Genomic DNA, 17,176 nt, shown 5'->3' with positions numbered 1-17,176 from the left:
TATACAAAAAGTTATAGTTATTACATCCTTCGCCTGAACACAACATTATCAGAGAATATCGCCTTACCAGCTATAAATCCAACAGCCGCAATTATTGGTAGGCTAATAGTCGCCCCAGCCATTCCTGCAGACATTCCGATCAGTATAGACAGGCCGAAGGTCAATAATATAACCACGAAAGCATACCAGCCGGGGTAGGCTCCATACAGAACCGTCGCCATGCAGCCGGTGCAGACATAGACGCCTCTCTGACTTTCTTTCAGGCAAAACGGACACTGGATAGTTTTGTTTTCCATGATAGCCCCCTTAGAGCGCTTTCCAGCCATTGCTGGTTTTAACAAGATTCATGGCACCATCAGCAGGTCCGTTCATCCCTTTCACGCCAGAGAATGTGCTTTTGTCCACCCATGATGGAACATCAGTTAATTTCCACGTATAGGTGACGCGAACAACTTTCTGATTACCGTTGCCCGGCTCGGTCCATTCCTTCACTTCATCAACAACGCGGCGACCAATACAAACACCTTCCTTGGCATCCCAGATTTTGGCTTGTTTACCTTCATCTGTTATCCCAAGCGTGTTGTTATCCCAGCCTTTGACAAAGGCCATTAAGCCCTGTTCTACGAGACCGTCGAGGATCACAGACCCTGTTCCAGTCCCTGTTTCATCAAATCGCGGTTTGGAGAGCTGGACAGGAAATGTGACGTCATTGTTTCGGAGTGAAAAACAGGTTTTCGATTGACCAATTTTGGCGTTGATCGCTTTCTCAAAGTCACCTTTTTCACCACACCCCGCCAGAACTAACGCAGCGCCTGCCATGAGTAAGATTTTTTTCATCTTCATATTCCATCAACGTTAATGAACTGACTGTTCGTGGCAGGATTGAAAGGAAAAGAGATCCTACTCCGAAGCGGATCGCACCCGACCCACAAACAGTCTGTTTAACCAATTGATAGAATTGAATTATTTTTAATGTTCGTCATATCGTTTAAATCGATCGATAAAAATCAAACAATAGTCATAGCCTATCAAACATATAATATCGATCGATTAAAACAATTAAATAATCGATCGATAGATCGTTTTTAATCGACAAAAGCTATCAATAATAAATTATCGATCTTTTATATCAATTGATTGATAGTGGTGGTCAGCAATGGAACGCCACAGTTGGGGGGCTTTGGCTGGATGTTCGAAGGGATAAGGAACGAAGCAGCACTCATGGTTTGTTGTGCTGCCTAATTAAATCAGCGTCAATTGTTATTTGACTTTACGTCTTTCAGCATAGGCTTTACGGGCTTCGTTCAAACTCATTACATTAGCCCTACCACCATAACTTGGATCTTCTTCTTGAACAGGATCATCTTCCCAATAGCAAACCGGACAAATTTCATAGCTCCCGACTTCCGAAAATTCATATTTATGGCAACAGGGGCATAAATGTACTGAACGATTTATCATTTCATCCAATTGCTTTTTTAATTTTCGATATTAGTTCTTCTTTATCCCATCCCACACTATATTTAGACTCCGGAGCCTCCCAACAACCATTAGATATTCGATTAATAATAAATTCACCATTAGTTTCAAACGCGGGATACCAACCAACATCAACAATAACACCAGACTTAAATGATAATTGTAATAAATCCTCATCTAAGACCATTACTTGTGATTCTATACCCTGCGAAAAATCAATAGCCGATAGTTCATCAAATATCTTTATAAGATCAAGATCAAAATCGGTTCCTAGAATACTGTATTTTTCATCATTTCAAAAGTTTCCTTGCTACGTCAGCATCTATTGGGTGAGAGTATATTGTATCTTGCGACTCCTTTGTCACAACCCACGAGGTTTCCTTACCTTTATAAGCTCCTTGAACAGTATCAAACTCTTTTATCTTCCAATTTTGACCATTTGTAGTCGGTGTTCCTGTTTCCAGCGTGAGATTTATTCCTTTTTCATTTTCCTCCATGCTTGTGATCAAACAGGTCACAAAGGGAATATTTTCTTTCGCTTTAAAGATGTTTATTATTTTTATAGTTTTCATTGTATGCTTCTCCTTGTCTTATATAAAAAAATACCATTTCCTTTTGAAGAAAATCCAATTTAACTTACCCTTCAGAACAGGTTTACTGCCTGTTTATTACTCTCTTTTGAAAAGATATTTATCCTATGAGCTAACGCTCATGTGCTGCCGCACGGCTACGCCCTGACGCTGATATCCAACGGGATTTAATGGCTAACACATTTTCCATTATTTGATTGCAATATGGAAAGGATCCTTTTTTCGATATATAGCATTTATTCTTAAGTTTACAGAAAAACAATATCCACAGCAGCACTTCGTGATTGTCCAAAACAATCACATTGCTGAAACAGGGTTCATCCCTGTTAATGATGGATTTATCCAAAAAAAGATCACGTCGAAGACGTCAATAACGTTAAAGAATAATTATTGAACCAATCACAGCAACAGCAGCGGTTCGTGATTGTAGAAAACAATCACTTCGCTGTAATAACAGAGTAAGGAAAATCACGCAGATAACACCACAGGTGCCATTTTCATCAGGCACGAACAAACTTCAACGCAAAATTCAACGCAAAATGTTTCTGAACAGATCAATTAAGAAAAATCCAATGCCACTCATTTTCATTATTGAAAACCTTCAGTGCCATCCATAAAACAACAGGTGCCATTCAACAGGCACACATCCCCTTTTACTATATTAAACTTATTATTATATTACAGCCGTTATTTCCATTGTAAAACAATAGATTACAGAAAAAAGGTTATAGCTTCCTATAACTAAGGTTATCGATATCTATAACTCAGGTTATAGTTTCCTATAACCCCTGTTAGCAAAAACTATAACTATAGTTCCATACTGAAACTATTATTTAAAACTGGCGGACATTCCACTCTCAATAAACTTATTCCAGTCTGTGTACCATGACCATTTCTATGGTCCATGATCTGTGGATAGATCTCCATTATTTCAAAACTTTTTCCACTTATTTTTGACTTTGTTATTGATGATAGTGTTTAATCTGTTATGTATTAATAAAAATAATAACAAAAGGAAAAATACAATGACACAGATCGATTTTAACGCCCTCAGTGATTTATCACCCTTCCAGCTAACACAGTATATTGATGACCATCATTTCACCAGTGAACAAAAGGTGTTAATATTTGAGCATTATCACAGCACACATAAAGATACGACCAACATCTATTCAAGAAAGGAAAATATTAAATCTATAAAGAAAGATGTTGATTATGTTCATATGTTTACGAAAAACTTCCAGCAACTCGCAGAACTTGATATTTCAAAGAATGAACTGAAAGTTATCGCAAGGATATTAAATATCATGGAGTTTGGAAACTGCTTTCATATCTCACAGGCAAAACTATGCCGCGACTTGGACATTAAAAAGTCAAACATGTCTCTTGTCTTTAAAAAACTCAAAAAGAAAGGGATTATCATTGATAAAGATGGAGATCTATTTATGAACTCTAACATATTCCTCAAAGGACAAGCTCATTCTATAAATGCCAAACAACGACCTAATGTCAAAAAAGCACAGGGATTTGTTGTTGATGATAAAGAAAGATTTGATAACGTTTATACTTTCAGATCAGAAACTGATGAAAGTAATGATATGGACAGCAATAGTGAACCATCTATGAATAATGGGGATTTGAAACTACAGCGCCCTGATGAGACTCCTGAATACTTATTTGAACAAGCAGAATAGCCATAGACATTATTTAAACGCCATGCTGTAATTTGACACTTACACTATATCTCGTAATATAAATATATTCACTATTTTATTTACGAGGTATATATGAGGAAAGTAAAATTAGACAACGATGATTTAATTCAGTATCTGAACACCATCAAAGCATTAAAAAAATATCCAACGATGTCTGAATACAGGGAGGAATATCGCAGGATAAGAACCGATGGTTCACCGTTGAGTGAAGCCAAGAAATTTAAATCGGCGCATACCGAACTTCTGAGATTAGACAGGAAGAAAAAATCGTTGCTCGAGAAATTTATTGAAGAACTCAACCCTGTCAGTCACGCATCAGCCCTTGCGTCAAGAAAGCTTGAAAAAGTACAGGAGTCCATTATCTACCGAAAGTCATTACTTGAGAAAAGCCCTGATGAACTCGTCGCTCTGGTCATAAAACAGCGCACAGAAGCTGCTATTGAGTTCCAGCGTTCTGTTGAGCAAAGTCTTGAGCAACTTTCAGATATATCTTCTGATTTTAATGCATCAGCAACAAAGCGCCGAAAATTTTCTATCTAGAATAAAACTACCATACTGGCAGTATATTACCAATATGGTGGTTTTATTTTATAACTCATGTGATGATACACGATCACGCTCCATTTTCTTAAGCAACCGTTGTAATCTTTCTGCCCTTAGCTTTTGTGCCTTCTTCTCACCAATCTCCTGATAGTATTCTTCCCGACGCTCCGCAACAACTTTGCGGAACTTCTTCAAAAACTGTTCCAGTGTTTTGATGTCGGTAGTAGCAGCTTCTGATTGGATTTTTTTATACATATACATTACATGAAATTCATCAATCATTTTTGGCTCCTGTTTTTATTTACTGTTTTTTAGTTAGCCCCTTGCGGGGCAACTTTTAGAACTCATTTCCTGAATCGTTCTGAATGGCACACCAACACAACAGCAATCTGCTCGAAGTTAACTTCATTAATACTCCCACTATCACCTTCTTGGGTTGTAAATCTCTCAAAGTTATTCTGAATATGGTCAATGATGTTCATAATAAATGGACTCATGAAATCAGGATCATCAAGATAGTCATTAGCGTCTCCATCTCCATTCACTTCCTGAAAAAGCTTCCAGCTTGCCTCCAATGATCTTATAGCAAGATCAAGGAACAGCTGTGTAGACTTATTTGTTACTACAGTTTCTTTAGACATAATTAATCCTCATTTTTACATATTTGTTTGACTTATTTTATTTAGCCCCGGAATAGGGATAAAGAGATAACTACTTTTTATAAACCAGATTAATGTTCACTGATCCGTATCTTAAATCCATTTCACTGACAAGCTCGTTATTAACATACCTGTTCAGTGCGTCTGTAAGGTTTTCATCATCCATTACTTCCTCTGCTGAATACCCACATAGCGCAATGAACGTACTGACGCTTGCTTGGATGGTGCAGAATATTTCAGGCGTTTGCTCACATAGCAGACTTACTGATATTGCAATATTATCATTCATTTAAATGTTCCTTTATTGAGTTGATTATTAGCCCCTTGCGGGGCCATATATTGACCACATGACCATTAGTTTGAGTTAAAAATAACGTTGTGCATATGTCTCAGATTCACTTTGACCTCATCGAATAAAACATCTCTGAGAGAGCCTGAGCTTTTACACTCCTTAAGAAACTTATTAAATCCTTCCTTACTGTTTTCTATTACCTTGTCAAAAACATCATCCATATATATTCTGTCTTCAACCATTTTAACAAATCTATCGCCCATGTATTCCTGCATATTACTGATATAAAGCTCATAGCAATAAAATGACTTCACAAGGAATAATCTGGTAGATTCATTGTAAACTTTGATTTCGTGGACTTCTGTTATTGCTTTGCTCATTTTTATTTCCTTCTTTATTTTTAAGTGAACGTCCCCCTACAGAAATCTGTATGATTTTGGTAAGGGATATTATTTACAACAGTTTTATTTTCTTATGTTTACATAAAACCTCCTTAGATCATTATATGGATAATATTTGTTAAACTGCTTGTTTTCGTGATGCCTGAATAGCTCGTTCAATCCACGCATCCACCTCACTTTCAATAAAGGCGATTGCTCTTACACCTGTTTTTATCTGTGAGGGAAAGCAGCCCGCTTTAATAAGCTCATATATCCATGTTTTCCCGAATCCAGTTCTGTTCATTACCTCAGGTAAACGAATAAGCTTGGGATGTTTATCTGTTTTGATTTGAACCATATTTATCTCCTGTGTTGTTCGATGAGATAATTGTATGGGTTTTTCTTGTGATTTAAGAGGGACGTTCGAGAAGAAGTTTTTTACGCAGATTTTTGGAATGGGAAAAATAGGGTATGTTCAGCCTTAGTGAATATAGGCGATATTTACATTGCGCAAAACACCGCCTTTTGGAAGATCAGTCCTGATCGGATTGCTCATCCTTACCAAGTTCCGCTCTGATTAGATCCTGAATATTCCAGTGTCTTCTGTCGTCGTATCTATATGTAAAATCGACAAAAGAGCGATAGTGAGCAAGGTTTGTCAGATACTTAACTGCCAGAGGATGATCTGTTGACTTCACCTTATCAACATCACGGATACCGTCTTTAAACTCATCAGGGTATAAAAAGCTGGTCAGTTGTGGCATACCAATCCTGACCTCTTCATCCTGCGCCCAGTACAGCAGGTCCATGATGGGGATAATGTTGTAATCGAGTATTTTTTTAAGGTTGCTGACCCCAAAGCGAAAATCTCTGGCTGGAGGCTCAGGAGCCTGTAGCTGCTGTTTCCACTCAGGAACCATGACTTTCAGGTGATTGATGATTTCTTCGGGTGATGTTTCTGCCAGATTAATTTGAACAAGCATCAACCCTTCGTTGTTTACCCCGGCTTCCTTCAGATAATGCGAGACTTCCATATGAGGTAGGGGTTTTCCTTCCGGGTTAACGTATTTATCGAAAGCAGCCACATAACCCGCCACCTCCCATAGCTCCTGATGTGTGACAGGCTTGATGGCATAGCTGGAAGACAGTCTTTTTTCTGGCCCCCCGAAAACATCACCAAACACGACCTTACCTTCAATCAGTTCTTCGTAATAGTTCTGATGCCTGCGACGGCTTTCAGGAGGCAACTCCCCACTGTTTTGCCCCATGCGGTAAGCGACAATCCTGTTCTCTATCTCTTGAAAAAGTTGTTCTACTGTCAAATCCTTAAGCACGCTGTAATTTTCAATGTTGAACCACTCATTAACAGCGCTGGCGATCTCCGCTTTGGTCATGAGGTATCTATCCTTCTGGCTTTACTTATCGCTTTGATATGTTATGAGTAAACATATCGGATTTGATGGCAGTAATCTATTGAATGGAGCAGGGAAAAGCATCGGAACAATCAGTCCAGACTTGAAGATTGTTCAGTAAGATTTGGCAGGGTATGTTGTCATAACCAATTGAATATAATTGACTTTATTTGCAATCACACTTATAAACTGATGGTACATTAGTTGGTATACTTAAGGTGATTATGATTATTCTACATTTATTTCATACTGTTAACACAAACTACGATTCCGAGTCCGGCACCACTTATTCAGAGAACCCAGCCTATGGCTGGGTTTTTGCTTTCCTGCAACCGGACTCTCCATCGAACTCCGTTCGATTATTCGCCGCAAGCGGCTCACCCCTTCGGGGCCAGCGCGACGAGCTGGTCGCCCCAAATATGACTTCTACGGATTAAAGCTTCACTTCCACCACTTTCATGCCCCGAGATCCCCTGTGCCAGATGCATAAAGTAGCATCTGGGCTAACATGCTTGCGGAACAGCAACCCCGGCTTCGTTCTCTTGAAGAATGCTGACGGTCTGTTCCCAAAAAGCGCCTTTTCGTAGGAATGCTTTCTCGGCGCTGATTATCATTAACAGGTACAGGAGTGTACTAATCACTATTGAGGAACTTATTCAAACTACGCAATTAATATTAATTTTTTACTGATTTCGTTTGGCTGACATTTTATCTAATGATACGAATGAGAGGTATCAGCAGGCCGTTTGAAAATAAAATTTTCCACTCTTGAAGCGGTACTCTAACCAGTTACCAGATTCCCTGCTAAATCCTTGCAGTAATAAATAATCTTCATAAGCTTCAATTCCCTGGATAAAATCAAAAAACTCCATCTTATCGGAGGTCAGGTTTACTTCTACAAATGACTCCCTTGGTGCATTGGCAATATAAATTTTTGCTTCGAAACTGGACCAGTCATAAATAACAAGATTAACGTTCTCAATGAGTTGCTTTATTACAATATCATAAATTGATTCGAATTTTATTATAAACTTATTAGCGATTATAGATGTGCTTAGCACACGAAAATCAGCGGTTTCGATATTTTTGATTTCCATAAAATTCAACAACCTCTTTTATTATCAGCCGCAGGAAATTCAGAATCAGCAATATTACTATTAAGAGTCCATATTTTACACATATTTATCATATAGTTGTGCATACGCATATAATATTAATTAACTGGCAGTTCAAGCCTTACAGTCGTTGTGCCCCGGTAGGTTAAAAGGTAAGTATAAATTTTATCTATCCGTTCCACCAATAGGATCCTGAACGATACACTACAAGCCCAGTCTGCAGGACAATATCGCGGGAAAGATAGTAGTAAAAGCTGGTTTCGGGCTTTACATATCCAATTTTATATAAAAATGAGCACCTGTAAATACCAGCTTTTTATACCCCTCATCTTTTTGCAAATGGATAAAGGCATTCACTAAATAACTGTTCCATAATGGCGTCATCATGTGGTCTGCCATTCTCCTTTTCCATCATCGTTAATTTGCGTGAGATAAACTCCTCATTTATTTCATGGCGTTTACTATAAAACTCTTTTGCCGCCCATCCCAGATCATCGACCTCGATAATTTTAGAAAAAGCAGAGTTGATTAGGGGACTTCCTGCATACATCAACGACTCTGTTTCTTCACATGAAAACTTCAAGTACATAATTGCTTTTTTTAAAGCCACTATTTCTCCCTGGCTTAGATGTAATGCTTTCTCTTTTTCTTCTACCATACCTTTCTCCTCAGGACTTGATTTGCTCAGCTTGAAGTTTATGCCTCCGATCTTATGGCAGATGAGAGACGATGTCAGAAGGATATCCTACCGCGTAAAGAACTCCAGCTTTAATCGATCAACATGAACTTTTTAGAAGGCGGTACAGTTCCCGCCTTTATACTTTCGTGAAATTGGGATTTGCAAACAGTAGAGTGTTCAACTTATGCATTACGCAGAAGCTTTGATACACAACTATTATTAATAATTGTTAGACGAATGCTTTTTAAAATACTGCCTGGCCGAAGCTTACCCCTACCGCAGCGCACCGAACCAGAAGAGAATGGAAAGAGTGCGCATCTGATTAAAACCCGGTAGACGTGTTTGTGACTTTTATACTTTAGGGTTGCGAATTTGCTTAGAAAGCAAGCGCTAATTAACGTAGCATCGGTATGGGAAAACTGAAGCATACTGTCAGCGAAGAAACATTGTGTTTGATCGCTTCGGTGGCGCGATATCTATGATGCGCTGGCTAAGATATGTACGGATTTTCAGGTTGTTTTCTTTGAGTTAAGATAAAACATATTAATGTTTTGGCTGCAGGAGCGCCCATGATTGAGTTTGAAAAAGAGCTTATTGAATCAGGTTTCACTGAAAGGGAATTATGCTATTTCAAAAAAAACATTGATCGACACGGATCATCACTGCAGAGCGTTGTGATCGAGCTTAGCAACCGCTTTAGGGTTATTGTGGGTATCACATTTGGAGCAACGGTGATCTTTATCGCTTTAATCGCCTTTGCTGCAAGGCACAACATCATTTCCGGAGGCGTTTCGCTGGTTATAGGATTGCTAATCGCCTGGTTCTCTCAGCCTCCGGTCATCATGTACAAAGCGTGGCGTTTTCAAACGCAGCGCATCAATCCTTAGTCAAAGCGTTTGGCATCAGGTCACAAACGATTTTGTTGAAATGCCATAGTGTATAACGACTTTATTAGTCTCGCGCGGCTCTTGCGATACAAATCCAGCAGTACCACCGGAAGGATATTCATGCTCTAAGTTTGGGGCGAATGATAAGGTAGATGAGATATTATAATCATCCTTCCTTTTAGTTGTTAAGTATTCTTTTGATATAAAAACCCTGTAAAGCTTCAGACGTGGATAATTCGACTATGATATCCATACTCTATTTTTCCTTTACCCCGAGCTCAAGCAAACAACTCCTCTAAAAAATCAGAAAATGAATCAGATATAAATACAACTTCCTTTTCATCCATCAAAAAAACAAAAACCTCTCCGAAAGAATCATCTTCTCTCAAAGAGAGCAGAAAAGAATTCCCTCCATAGTCATAAGCAAAGGGCAACATATCTTTTATTTCTACAAATGACTCGAAAAGGTCATAATACACCCTTTCGATAGGAAGTTCTCCATAGGTAATTGGTACAAACCCACCCAGCATAAAAATGTTTCCATCTTCGTAATTCAGAGGATAGCCACCGTTATTTTTAAGATAAAAATTCTTAAAAGATTCCGGAAGTTTATTTTTAAAGAGCTCATTAAATTTACTTATGTCATCTGAAGTCAGTGTTTTCTCAGAATCTGAAAGGTACATTAGAAGTTCTCCGGTGGGTTTGTAGGCACTTTTAAGGTTGGGTACAAATTCTTTACCTGTTGCAACCACCTTTTTCTCGCCACAGATATCACTTGTAGGGAAAGCAGGCCTCAATGGTGCTACACGCAGTTTAAGCATACCTGTACTCAAGGTAGGTGGTGAGGCTATTGAAAGCCTTCAGAATTGTATAAAAGCATCATTATCGAAATAGAATTTGAATGCCTGAAAAAGGCTGTTTTCGCCTGGAGTACCGAGTTGTTCCTGAGCGTTACAGACTATATCTTCGATAGTGGCATTATCCAGAGATTCAATCCAACCCTCTTGCTTAATCTGCTCTGGAAGATGGTTGTCCGACCCCGGTTCGTAATCACTACTATCAGAAGAGAAAACGCCTTGCGTGTCTAACGACCATTTTTCGCTCTCTGGCGGCAGGAAAAGCCAGCCTTCCGGATTTGTTTGCGGATTTAAGAGTAATTCTCTAATCGAGATTAATGGCATGCTTTCTCCTGGATTTAGTTACTTTGTGCATCTGATTGTAGATGAAGAACTACCTAAGGAAGCAACATGGTAGTCGCTGCAGGAGTTTAATTAATAACAACCATTAGTATTTTGCAAATGCATAAGTTGAGACTAAGACTTCGATCTCCGGGATCATCGTCTCTTTACAGATGCAGTCATTAAAGCTGCTTAATAGACGATCGCGCAAATCACTTATAATGCTGACTGGCTTCACCATTTGCATACTGCCGGTTTACTTGTACGAACTCATAAAAGTGAATATCTCCATTAGACAACAAATATTTATAGTAAACCACGGGCTTATTTACGATTACATTTCAATACTTTATCACTAACGATCATCTAATTGTTTTAATTCAGGGAACCCTTCGATGAGATCTTTATAATTTCCCTCAACCAGGACTCGCCCATATTTTATAGATATAAAAGCACTAAAAAAGGTAAGGAGTTATTTCATCTGAAGTAGGAAGATAACCATCCTTGTAGCTCAGGTAATTTTTTACAAAATGCTTAAGCAGAGAAAAATTATATTGCTATTCAAGCTATGTTAAGTCCTCTGGTCTAAGGTTTTTTTAAGATTCTTCTAAAAATATGGACATGTTTGATTACTCCTGAATCTTGTTGGATGAATGTATGCTCTACCAATTGCCAGTTTGTACTGACTAACACCGCTTTTTGGCGGCGTAGCCCAATGTGCGTCCTGATACTGCTGCAGACGGTTGTCAGTGACCGGGTCATCGTTGGCGGCAATGTTATCGGCGGTGTCATAGGCAAACGCACTGCTATTACCCTGGCAGGACTCATAATCCTTCAACAGGCGGCCTCCAGTATCATCGCTGTAATTTATATCGCCGTGCCCACTTTAGCGCTACAGATGCTCCAGTATCGCAGGTTCAACAAGAGCTCAAAAAAGCACTATTCTTCGCCTTACTTAAACGGATGCATACAACAACGAACATATTCTTTATCAATTAAATTTTCTTCGCTGTCCCTTTCATTAAAAACTTCTTGCCGTTTAATTTTCTTCTCAATAAAATCCTTAGCATCTGGATTTTCTCTGGAATAAAATTTCATCTCACGTTCATATGAATCACTATTAATTAAAAGCTTATCAAAGGCTGAGTTTATTAACTCACTACCCGAAAAAATTAATGAACTTGTCTCCTCACACTCAAACTTCAAATAAAGTATGGCTTTTTTTAAAGCGTTAATCTCACCTTGATTAAGCTTTACATCTTTTTCAGTTAATTCATCCACAGTATTTACCTTTTCCTGCATCAACTTGTGTATTGGTCATGCCTAAGTGTTACTCATATGAGATGCCCTTCATTATATCGCAGGGTTTCTTATCAGCATGAATTATTTGCTTAATTTTTAAAAGCGCTTTGGGAATACATTCTAGATAAGAACTTGAAAATTCCTTATCTAGATACTCGGTCCAATAAAAAACTTTAGCTACTTTTTTTGGGCCTTCATATATATAAAAATATTTATTCTTTTCCATTCTTTCATGTGGAGCATCTTCCATAAGGAAGTGAACAGTTCCTTCACTTACATACTCATCGTTACCCTGATCTTTCTTATTGATTGAAATTTGAAAGCAACGCTCCAGGCATTATTCTGCCAATTTGTATCCTCGGGAAATCTCGACACAGCAAAATAATCGCCGACTGGAGGAGGGGTTTCCCTTCCTCCATCTTGCGCTGATATCCATTCAACTTTGACCTCATACATTGTTTAGCGCCTCTTGGTCTGGACTCGTTTACTCAATGTCACTTTAACTCTCGGATCATTTAATTGTTCCAGTTCAGCTTATCCCGAAGCACCAATTCCATCTAATTTTGGGTAAAAATGCATATTTTTTGCTATATTGTCTGAAACATCCACTGAACAACCTGGAATGGTTCCCCTCCATAACCCATTTTGGTTACTTCATCGTCTTGCTGAAAATCAGTCCTACCGCGCTGGATGAGTCCTGTTACGCCAATTTTTTGATGATAGAAACCTTGTCTTAATTTCTTTTGCCATTATCTCCACTAGTAAAGAAGAGCGCTACAGACTGACTTGATTCAGGAAGAAATGAATCTTATTTTCTACTGTTATGAGCCGGGACAAGGCTGATCCTTACCCGGCAATTTATGCTAATACTTTACTTATCTTAGTTTTTACAGTGAATTTATTCTTCAATGTATTTAACTTGCCTCACATATAGACCGGCCACCATATGTCAGATCTATCGCGCGACAGAACTTGATACCCTTCAAGCCAGCATTTAAGATTGCCGATTTCACTTCCTCACTAATTACAATTAAATTCGGCTGTTCATTGCACCTAACAATATTAGCTCCACCAGATATTTCGCTCAATATTACTGTATATAGAAACATATAAGTGGGATGATTTGGATCGAAATTAGTCAACTCATATTCGCTTTTAACCATATCGCAACAATCTATCTTTGCTAAAGGGTTTATCACACTAAAACCATCTATGATCTCGTTTCCATAAATTATTTCAGCGTCGAAAAACTCAACTTCCATTGGTATTTCACTTTCGAGAACATTCCTCAATTGCGCGCTAACCAAGTCTGGACCAGTTGTAGAGATTATATGACAATTTTTTATTTGATTAAAGCTGAATTTATTCTTGACTTTATATTTTAAGATGCAATCAACACCACTAAGGCTGATACCTTCATTGAATAACGAAAAATCCGTTGATATATTGTGAAGATAATCAACCATGTTATATGTATTCTCTTCTTCTGAAATTATATAATTCATTTTTTCACCTCTGTTCATATTAGGCGCATATTGATAAAAGTTAAGACCCCATGCCAGCCTTATAGGATTCAGGAAGATGAAGCGGCCGTTGTGCGGGTCATAGTAGCGGAACATATTGTAATGCAGCCGGTTTCGCTGCCGGCATACCACAGGGGCTGCTGCGCCAACCGTGCGAAGCCGTCAGTCTGGTGGCGGACCTCATAAAAGCTGCCATAATGAATAGCAATTAAGTGCAACAAAAATGATGATGCAGCGTCTCCAAGATTCAGATCGGGAGCTTACATGAAAAGTACTTAACCTGTTAAATTGATTAGAATTTTAATAAGTTCAGTTTCATTTAACCAGATTTGTTACTGTTTAGATATAAAGTGTGCTTGCGAATGCTTTGAGGAGGGATTTAATTTTGCCAGGGAGTTATTGTTGCATAAAAACATCTCCCCGAACAGCGTTCTGAAGATTTTAATGTCATGTATTCCTCATATTAAAGTTAACATGTCAATATTTACAATAAACGCTAATCCATCCAGAAAAGCTAACATTAAATTTTATTACCTCTACATTTATGATCCTCTTTAAATACCTGGTTAATCAGTTGGCTGAACAGACGATAATCTCACCATGATCGTTTTCACAAACTAACCATGCCAGTTCTCCAGAAACCACATAATATTCGAAATATCGGCATTGCTCTATAACAAAGACTAACGCGCTGAGAGGTGTCTTGTATAAGTACATTTGTTCATTATCTTCATCAGCCAAGAAGAAAACGTACTAGTTATGGGCTTGAGAAAATTTATTTTTTACGAGCTCGGCGATATATTTGCATCCAGCATTATATTCGTAATGCAAGGTATCAATTTTATTTTCAAGAGATAACCACCAGGCTCGTGGGTTTCTAGAGACATAATTTTTTTTAATCTTTTCAATTATGGCAGTTGCGTTGACCACAACATAGTCATCAATACCTGCTTTACTAAACGCATCCTCAATTTCTGCTCTTAACTCTGAGTTTTGTTCATTCAACATTGGCCTGTTCCTTTCGTATTTGAACGGTGTGGATGTTGGGGGCCTTTATAATGAATGTTTCAACAATTAGCTCCTCCGGCTCTTCTTGCAGAATCAAAATCTGGCTTGTGTTCAACAGTAACAAGACCAGATGGATCGATCCGTGTTAGCGGGTTTATCGCATATTAATAAAGATCCAGCCCCCAGCCAACCCTATCGGATCCTGAATTATGAATCATCGGCCTGTGGGTTTTAATAGCGAAACAGATTATAGTGCCGTCCGGCTGCTGATACGCTATTGCTATGCTTTTCGCAAGCATTAAAAACAGTAAATTATTAAAATTGGGGGAACCTAATAACCCCGGTTCAAATAAATTAAATTACTTAATACAGTTCCCGCCACCCTTGACCCGTTGGATATTTTGTAAAAAAAGAAATCTCTTTTTTATCTTTTATAACAATGCAAAACATCCTTTGCTTTGCATTTTTTAGCCTGAGGTCATAATTTTGTATTTTCTCTTCTACTTCATCTAAAATTGATAAAGCCATCGCACTCATAATTCCATCATAATCCACAATAAGAGCGTACAAAGCATCAGGGAATTTAAATTCCAATATAGTTCCTTCATGGAAATAGTCTATGTTGCTATGTTTTTCGTAATTAATTGTTGCGTATATTTCATTGGTCTTATGAGAAATAACATAATCAAACATTCTACACCTCGCAAATTTTGAACTTACTGGAAAGCTTTCCTTTATTAGCACTAAATCCATCGAATCCGTCAGGATGGATTAACCTTGCATGATTTTGCCCCAAAACTCCTTTTGAAGAAGGATCATGAATAACATCAAAACCAACTTTCCTGAGTTCTTCAGCATGAACCTCTCCAGCACTAACTGCGGGACGATTTGGAAATGTATTATTCCATATTTTCACAGCCCCATCTGCACTATCAGCTCTGATAACAGATATGCCTGGGGGATTTAATTTACCTTTGTTGATGGCATCAATTTCCCGCGGATTAAAATCGAAGTTATAAGGGCCATCAAAACTAATTCTCTAAACTTTAGTTCCATCAGGAAATGGAGCGCCTTTAACCAGAGATGTTTCAGTCAATCCTAGCAGATCAATATAACCTAAAGGATTGGGCGCATAGGTATATAAGATCAGCCCACCACTTAACCTATAGGGTCCTGAACAATGAACCTTCCCGTTTGTGGGTCGTAATAGCGGAACAGGTTGTAGTGCAGCCCGGTTTCGCTGTCTGCATGCTGCCCGGCATAGCGCAGGGGCTGGTGCATCAGCGCGGTGCTGCACTGCCCGCCTTGATGTTGCTCCTGCAACAGACGGTATCCTGCCAGAGAAAACGCGTTTCACTAATGCCATGACCGGTGGTGATAGTCTTGCGGATGCGCCTGCCCAGCGTGTCATAAGGGTAGTGCGCTTCAAAGCGCCCCTGCGGCCCCGTTCAACGGGCAAGTAGGGTGCGTGCAGCTGCACAGGAAATGGTGTTAACGCCATTAACTATAATGATAGTGCCACTAAGCACGCCCAGCGGAGTCATGGTGGTCATCATCATAATCCCGTCGTAGATAGCCACGCTGCCACTGCAGATTTGATGTAACCGTTGATTTCGTTCTCCTCCCTGACGACTTTTATTTCAGCACGAAGTTTTGCATAGCTTGGTGTCAGCGCGCGGAATTGCTTAAGGAGGCTTTCATTTTCTGCATGAAGCGTTTTAGTGAACCTTAAAAATCCAGATCAACTTTAACCACACCTGACATATCTACTTCTTCATCCCGGGATTCAAGCAATCCAATAAATTCTTCAAAAGTATTTGCTACCTTGGTCATGCCAGAAACAACTTCCGCATAATTGAAGACAGGATCGGCCTCGTGATCCCAGTACCAGACCTGCCCGAACAGGGCTCCTTTGAGGCAAATACAAATCTGGTTATCCCCCGCCGAAGCTCCTATAGGAAGCCATTGGTCATGCAAATCTTCCCGGTAGGTATCTAAGGCTTCAAAAACCGTATATTCATTACTACCTTTACAAAGCCCGTATAAGGACTCTAGTGAATCAAAGCCTTTGGTGTCTGCCCAGGGCGAGGCTTGTCGTGCTCTGAAAACAACCGTCACATTGAACAGTATTGACGCGCCAAAATGCAGCAAAAAATCTCTGTAGTTGTCAGGGAGTTTAGTAGTGATACTCTCAAGCGTATTGACGTTTTGCCTCAAGACATCCTTCGGTAAGGATGCTGGCACTGCTCCGAAGCTTTCTAACTTTCTTAGCATCTTCCGGTTCTCCTCATATCTGATGCGGAGCCTATATGTGGCACGTTGCCATGAAGGTCTCCCGGAACGAGAATTATAGTATTTGTGCTCAGATGATGTGGGGTAAGTCCTTTTTCCCGCAATAAATTCTGGGCGGCCTT

At 39.0% G+C, this 17,176-nt stretch carries 26 protein-coding genes and 2 pseudogenes; 3 read left to right on the top strand and 25 right to left on the bottom strand.

What is annotated here, in order from left to right; translation table 11 throughout:
* Nucleotides 1-20: 20 nt before the first annotated feature.
* The 5 genes from ABIC80_RS10725 to ABIC80_RS10705 all read right to left on the bottom strand — a co-directional run bounded on the left by ABIC80_RS10725 (nucleotide 21) and on the right by ABIC80_RS10705 (nucleotide 2,051).
* The gene (locus tag ABIC80_RS10725) at nucleotides 21-296 is read right to left on the bottom strand and encodes a hypothetical protein (RefSeq protein ID WP_080893866.1); all 276 of its coding nucleotides are present in this window, start codon (nucleotides 294-296) and stop codon (nucleotides 21-23) included.
* Nucleotides 297-306: 10 nt separating this feature from the next.
* Complete coding sequence (locus tag ABIC80_RS10720; protein ID WP_080893865.1) at nucleotides 307-837, bottom strand: membrane lipoprotein lipid attachment site-containing protein; 531 nt, start codon at nucleotides 835-837, stop codon at nucleotides 307-309.
* A 423-nt stretch (nucleotides 838-1,260) separates the two neighbouring features.
* Entirely contained in the window at nucleotides 1,261-1,461 is a 201-nt protein-coding gene (locus ABIC80_RS10715) for a CPCC family cysteine-rich protein (RefSeq protein WP_080893864.1), read from the bottom strand.
* Between the two features lies 1 nt (nucleotide 1,462).
* Nucleotides 1,463-1,666: a hypothetical protein gene (locus ABIC80_RS10710; protein WP_429177062.1), complete on the bottom strand. Its 204-nt coding sequence runs from the start codon at nucleotides 1,664-1,666 to the stop codon at nucleotides 1,463-1,465.
* Between the two features lie 103 nt (nucleotides 1,667-1,769).
* Complete coding sequence (locus ABIC80_RS10705; protein WP_429177059.1) at nucleotides 1,770-2,051, bottom strand: hypothetical protein; 282 nt, start codon at nucleotides 2,049-2,051, stop codon at nucleotides 1,770-1,772.
* A 1,043-nt stretch (nucleotides 2,052-3,094) separates the two neighbouring features.
* Here ABIC80_RS10705 and ABIC80_RS10700 point away from each other — a divergent pair.
* Nucleotides 3,095-3,763, top strand: a complete 669-nt coding sequence (locus tag ABIC80_RS10700; protein ID WP_368898949.1) for a DNA-binding protein — start codon at nucleotides 3,095-3,097, stop codon at nucleotides 3,761-3,763.
* Between the two features lie 93 nt (nucleotides 3,764-3,856).
* Entirely contained in the window at nucleotides 3,857-4,324 is a 468-nt protein-coding gene (locus tag ABIC80_RS10695) for a DUF4756 family protein (RefSeq protein ID WP_080893861.1), read from the top strand.
* A gap of 48 nt (nucleotides 4,325-4,372) precedes the next feature.
* Here ABIC80_RS10695 and ABIC80_RS10690 read toward each other — a convergent pair whose 3' ends face one another.
* The 8 genes from ABIC80_RS10690 to ABIC80_RS10655 all read right to left on the bottom strand — a co-directional run bounded on the left by ABIC80_RS10690 (nucleotide 4,373) and on the right by ABIC80_RS10655 (nucleotide 8,843).
* Entirely contained in the window at nucleotides 4,373-4,609 is a 237-nt protein-coding gene (locus ABIC80_RS10690) for a DNA-binding protein (RefSeq protein WP_217076034.1), read from the bottom strand.
* Between the two features lie 62 nt (nucleotides 4,610-4,671).
* Nucleotides 4,672-4,968, bottom strand: coding sequence for a hypothetical protein (locus ABIC80_RS10685; RefSeq protein WP_000032534.1), 297 nt, complete (start codon nucleotides 4,966-4,968; stop codon nucleotides 4,672-4,674).
* 70 nt (nucleotides 4,969-5,038) lie between these two features.
* Nucleotides 5,039-5,275, bottom strand: a complete 237-nt coding sequence (locus tag ABIC80_RS10680) for a hypothetical protein (RefSeq protein WP_080893859.1) — start codon at nucleotides 5,273-5,275, stop codon at nucleotides 5,039-5,041.
* Between the two features lie 65 nt (nucleotides 5,276-5,340).
* The gene (locus tag ABIC80_RS10675) at nucleotides 5,341-5,658 is read right to left on the bottom strand and encodes a hypothetical protein (RefSeq protein ID WP_000030115.1); all 318 of its coding nucleotides are present in this window, start codon (nucleotides 5,656-5,658) and stop codon (nucleotides 5,341-5,343) included.
* A gap of 139 nt (nucleotides 5,659-5,797) precedes the next feature.
* Nucleotides 5,798-6,016 (bottom strand): helix-turn-helix transcriptional regulator, encoded by a 219-nt coding sequence (locus ABIC80_RS10670; RefSeq protein WP_080893858.1) that lies wholly within the window; start codon nucleotides 6,014-6,016, stop codon nucleotides 5,798-5,800.
* A 175-nt stretch (nucleotides 6,017-6,191) separates the two neighbouring features.
* Nucleotides 6,192-7,052 carry a DUF6387 family protein gene (locus tag ABIC80_RS10665; RefSeq protein ID WP_080893857.1) on the bottom strand — a complete coding sequence of 287 codons (861 nt, stop codon included), beginning with the start codon at nucleotides 7,050-7,052 and terminating at the stop codon, nucleotides 6,192-6,194.
* A 752-nt stretch (nucleotides 7,053-7,804) separates the two neighbouring features.
* The gene (locus ABIC80_RS10660) at nucleotides 7,805-8,167 is read right to left on the bottom strand and encodes a hypothetical protein (RefSeq protein ID WP_429177057.1); all 363 of its coding nucleotides are present in this window, start codon (nucleotides 8,165-8,167) and stop codon (nucleotides 7,805-7,807) included.
* A 343-nt stretch (nucleotides 8,168-8,510) separates the two neighbouring features.
* Nucleotides 8,511-8,843: a hypothetical protein gene (locus ABIC80_RS10655; RefSeq protein ID WP_429177054.1), complete on the bottom strand. Its 333-nt coding sequence runs from the start codon at nucleotides 8,841-8,843 to the stop codon at nucleotides 8,511-8,513.
* Nucleotides 8,844-9,433: 590 nt separating this feature from the next.
* Here ABIC80_RS10655 and ABIC80_RS10650 point away from each other — a divergent pair.
* Complete coding sequence (locus ABIC80_RS10650) at nucleotides 9,434-9,751, top strand: hypothetical protein (protein WP_429177051.1); 318 nt, start codon at nucleotides 9,434-9,436, stop codon at nucleotides 9,749-9,751.
* Nucleotides 9,752-10,029: 278 nt separating this feature from the next.
* Here the strand turns inward: ABIC80_RS10650 and ABIC80_RS10645 are convergent, their stop codons facing one another.
* From ABIC80_RS10645 to ABIC80_RS10590, 12 genes and pseudogenes are all read right to left on the bottom strand, one after another.
* Entirely contained in the window at nucleotides 10,030-10,572 is a 543-nt protein-coding gene (locus ABIC80_RS10645; protein ID WP_429177048.1) for an SMI1/KNR4 family protein, read from the bottom strand.
* Between the two features lie 39 nt (nucleotides 10,573-10,611).
* Nucleotides 10,612-10,932 (bottom strand): DUF7716 domain-containing protein, encoded by a 321-nt coding sequence (locus tag ABIC80_RS10640; protein WP_429177045.1) that lies wholly within the window; start codon nucleotides 10,930-10,932, stop codon nucleotides 10,612-10,614.
* 948 nt (nucleotides 10,933-11,880) lie between these two features.
* Nucleotides 11,881-12,210, bottom strand: coding sequence for a hypothetical protein (locus ABIC80_RS10635; RefSeq protein WP_429177042.1), 330 nt, complete (start codon nucleotides 12,208-12,210; stop codon nucleotides 11,881-11,883).
* A gap of 935 nt (nucleotides 12,211-13,145) precedes the next feature.
* Nucleotides 13,146-13,736, bottom strand: coding sequence for an imm11 family protein (locus ABIC80_RS10630; protein ID WP_429177410.1), 591 nt, complete (start codon nucleotides 13,734-13,736; stop codon nucleotides 13,146-13,148).
* An 18-nt stretch (nucleotides 13,737-13,754) separates the two neighbouring features.
* Nucleotides 13,755-13,951: pseudogene (locus ABIC80_RS10625) on the bottom strand (RHS repeat-associated core domain-containing protein); the annotation flags it as partial.
* Nucleotides 13,952-14,324: 373 nt separating this feature from the next.
* Nucleotides 14,325-14,495 carry a DUF6756 family protein gene (locus ABIC80_RS10620; protein WP_429177040.1) on the bottom strand — a complete coding sequence of 57 codons (171 nt, stop codon included), beginning with the start codon at nucleotides 14,493-14,495 and terminating at the stop codon, nucleotides 14,325-14,327.
* A gap of 12 nt (nucleotides 14,496-14,507) precedes the next feature.
* Nucleotides 14,508-14,762, bottom strand: a complete 255-nt coding sequence (locus ABIC80_RS10615) for a hypothetical protein (protein WP_429177038.1) — start codon at nucleotides 14,760-14,762, stop codon at nucleotides 14,508-14,510.
* Between the two features lie 363 nt (nucleotides 14,763-15,125).
* A complete protein-coding gene (locus tag ABIC80_RS10610) occupies nucleotides 15,126-15,455 on the bottom strand; it encodes a hypothetical protein (RefSeq protein ID WP_429177035.1) in 330 nt (109 codons plus the stop codon).
* 1 nt (nucleotide 15,456) lies between these two features.
* Nucleotides 15,457-15,678, bottom strand: a complete 222-nt coding sequence (locus tag ABIC80_RS10605) for a hypothetical protein (RefSeq protein WP_429177032.1) — start codon at nucleotides 15,676-15,678, stop codon at nucleotides 15,457-15,459.
* A gap of 165 nt (nucleotides 15,679-15,843) precedes the next feature.
* Nucleotides 15,844-16,210: pseudogene (locus ABIC80_RS10600) on the bottom strand (RHS repeat-associated core domain-containing protein); the annotation flags it as partial.
* 280 nt (nucleotides 16,211-16,490) lie between these two features.
* The gene (locus ABIC80_RS10595) at nucleotides 16,491-17,036 is read right to left on the bottom strand and encodes an SMI1/KNR4 family protein (RefSeq protein WP_429177029.1); all 546 of its coding nucleotides are present in this window, start codon (nucleotides 17,034-17,036) and stop codon (nucleotides 16,491-16,493) included.
* Nucleotides 17,030-17,158, bottom strand: coding sequence for an HNH endonuclease (locus ABIC80_RS10590; protein ID WP_429177408.1), 129 nt, complete (start codon nucleotides 17,156-17,158; stop codon nucleotides 17,030-17,032). Before ABIC80_RS10590 ends, ABIC80_RS10595 begins: the two co-directional genes overlap by 7 nt.
* Nucleotides 17,159-17,176 lie beyond the last annotated feature (18 nt).

This window comes from Kosakonia sp. 1610, assembly GCF_050435845.1.
Lineage (GTDB): Bacteria > Pseudomonadota > Gammaproteobacteria > Enterobacterales > Enterobacteriaceae > Kosakonia > Kosakonia cowanii.
This window is presented reverse-complemented; position numbering and strand designations above follow the sequence as displayed.

Coding starts and splice junctions, on each gene's coding strand:
- ABIC80_RS10725 (WP_080893866.1), bottom strand. CDS start 296: ATGGAAAACAAAACTATCCAGTGTCCGTTTTGCCTGAAAGAAAGTCAG.
- ABIC80_RS10720 (WP_080893865.1), bottom strand. CDS start 837: ATGAAAAAAATCTTACTCATGGCAGGCGCTGCGTTAGTTCTGGCGGGG.
- ABIC80_RS10715 (WP_080893864.1), bottom strand. CDS start 1,461: ATGATAAATCGTTCAGTACATTTATGCCCCTGTTGCCATAAATATGAA.
- ABIC80_RS10710 (WP_429177062.1), bottom strand. CDS start 1,666: ATGGTCTTAGATGAGGATTTATTACAATTATCATTTAAGTCTGGTGTT.
- ABIC80_RS10705 (WP_429177059.1), bottom strand. CDS start 2,051: ATGAAAACTATAAAAATAATAAACATCTTTAAAGCGAAAGAAAATATT.
- ABIC80_RS10700 (WP_368898949.1), top strand. CDS start 3,095: ATGACACAGATCGATTTTAACGCCCTCAGTGATTTATCACCCTTCCAG.
- ABIC80_RS10695 (WP_080893861.1), top strand. CDS start 3,857: ATGAGGAAAGTAAAATTAGACAACGATGATTTAATTCAGTATCTGAAC.
- ABIC80_RS10690 (WP_217076034.1), bottom strand. CDS start 4,609: ATGATTGATGAATTTCATGTAATGTATATGTATAAAAAAATCCAATCA.
- ABIC80_RS10685 (WP_000032534.1), bottom strand. CDS start 4,968: ATGTCTAAAGAAACTGTAGTAACAAATAAGTCTACACAGCTGTTCCTT.
- ABIC80_RS10680 (WP_080893859.1), bottom strand. CDS start 5,275: ATGAATGATAATATTGCAATATCAGTAAGTCTGCTATGTGAGCAAACG.
- ABIC80_RS10675 (WP_000030115.1), bottom strand. CDS start 5,658: ATGAGCAAAGCAATAACAGAAGTCCACGAAATCAAAGTTTACAATGAA.
- ABIC80_RS10670 (WP_080893858.1), bottom strand. CDS start 6,016: ATGGTTCAAATCAAAACAGATAAACATCCCAAGCTTATTCGTTTACCT.
- ABIC80_RS10665 (WP_080893857.1), bottom strand. CDS start 7,052: ATGACCAAAGCGGAGATCGCCAGCGCTGTTAATGAGTGGTTCAACATT.
- ABIC80_RS10660 (WP_429177057.1), bottom strand. CDS start 8,167: ATGGAAATCAAAAATATCGAAACCGCTGATTTTCGTGTGCTAAGCACA.
- ABIC80_RS10655 (WP_429177054.1), bottom strand. CDS start 8,843: ATGGTAGAAGAAAAAGAGAAAGCATTACATCTAAGCCAGGGAGAAATA.
- ABIC80_RS10650 (WP_429177051.1), top strand. CDS start 9,434: ATGATTGAGTTTGAAAAAGAGCTTATTGAATCAGGTTTCACTGAAAGG.
- ABIC80_RS10645 (WP_429177048.1), bottom strand. CDS start 10,572: ATGCTTAAACTGCGTGTAGCACCATTGAGGCCTGCTTTCCCTACAAGT.
- ABIC80_RS10640 (WP_429177045.1), bottom strand. CDS start 10,932: ATGCCATTAATCTCGATTAGAGAATTACTCTTAAATCCGCAAACAAAT.
- ABIC80_RS10630 (WP_429177410.1), bottom strand. CDS start 13,736: ATGAATTATATAATTTCAGAAGAAGAGAATACATATAACATGGTTGAT.
- ABIC80_RS10615 (WP_429177038.1), bottom strand. CDS start 14,762: ATGTTGAATGAACAAAACTCAGAGTTAAGAGCAGAAATTGAGGATGCG.
- ABIC80_RS10610 (WP_429177035.1), bottom strand. CDS start 15,455: ATGTTTGATTATGTTATTTCTCATAAGACCAATGAAATATACGCAACA.
- ABIC80_RS10595 (WP_429177029.1), bottom strand. CDS start 17,036: ATGCTAAGAAAGTTAGAAAGCTTCGGAGCAGTGCCAGCATCCTTACCG.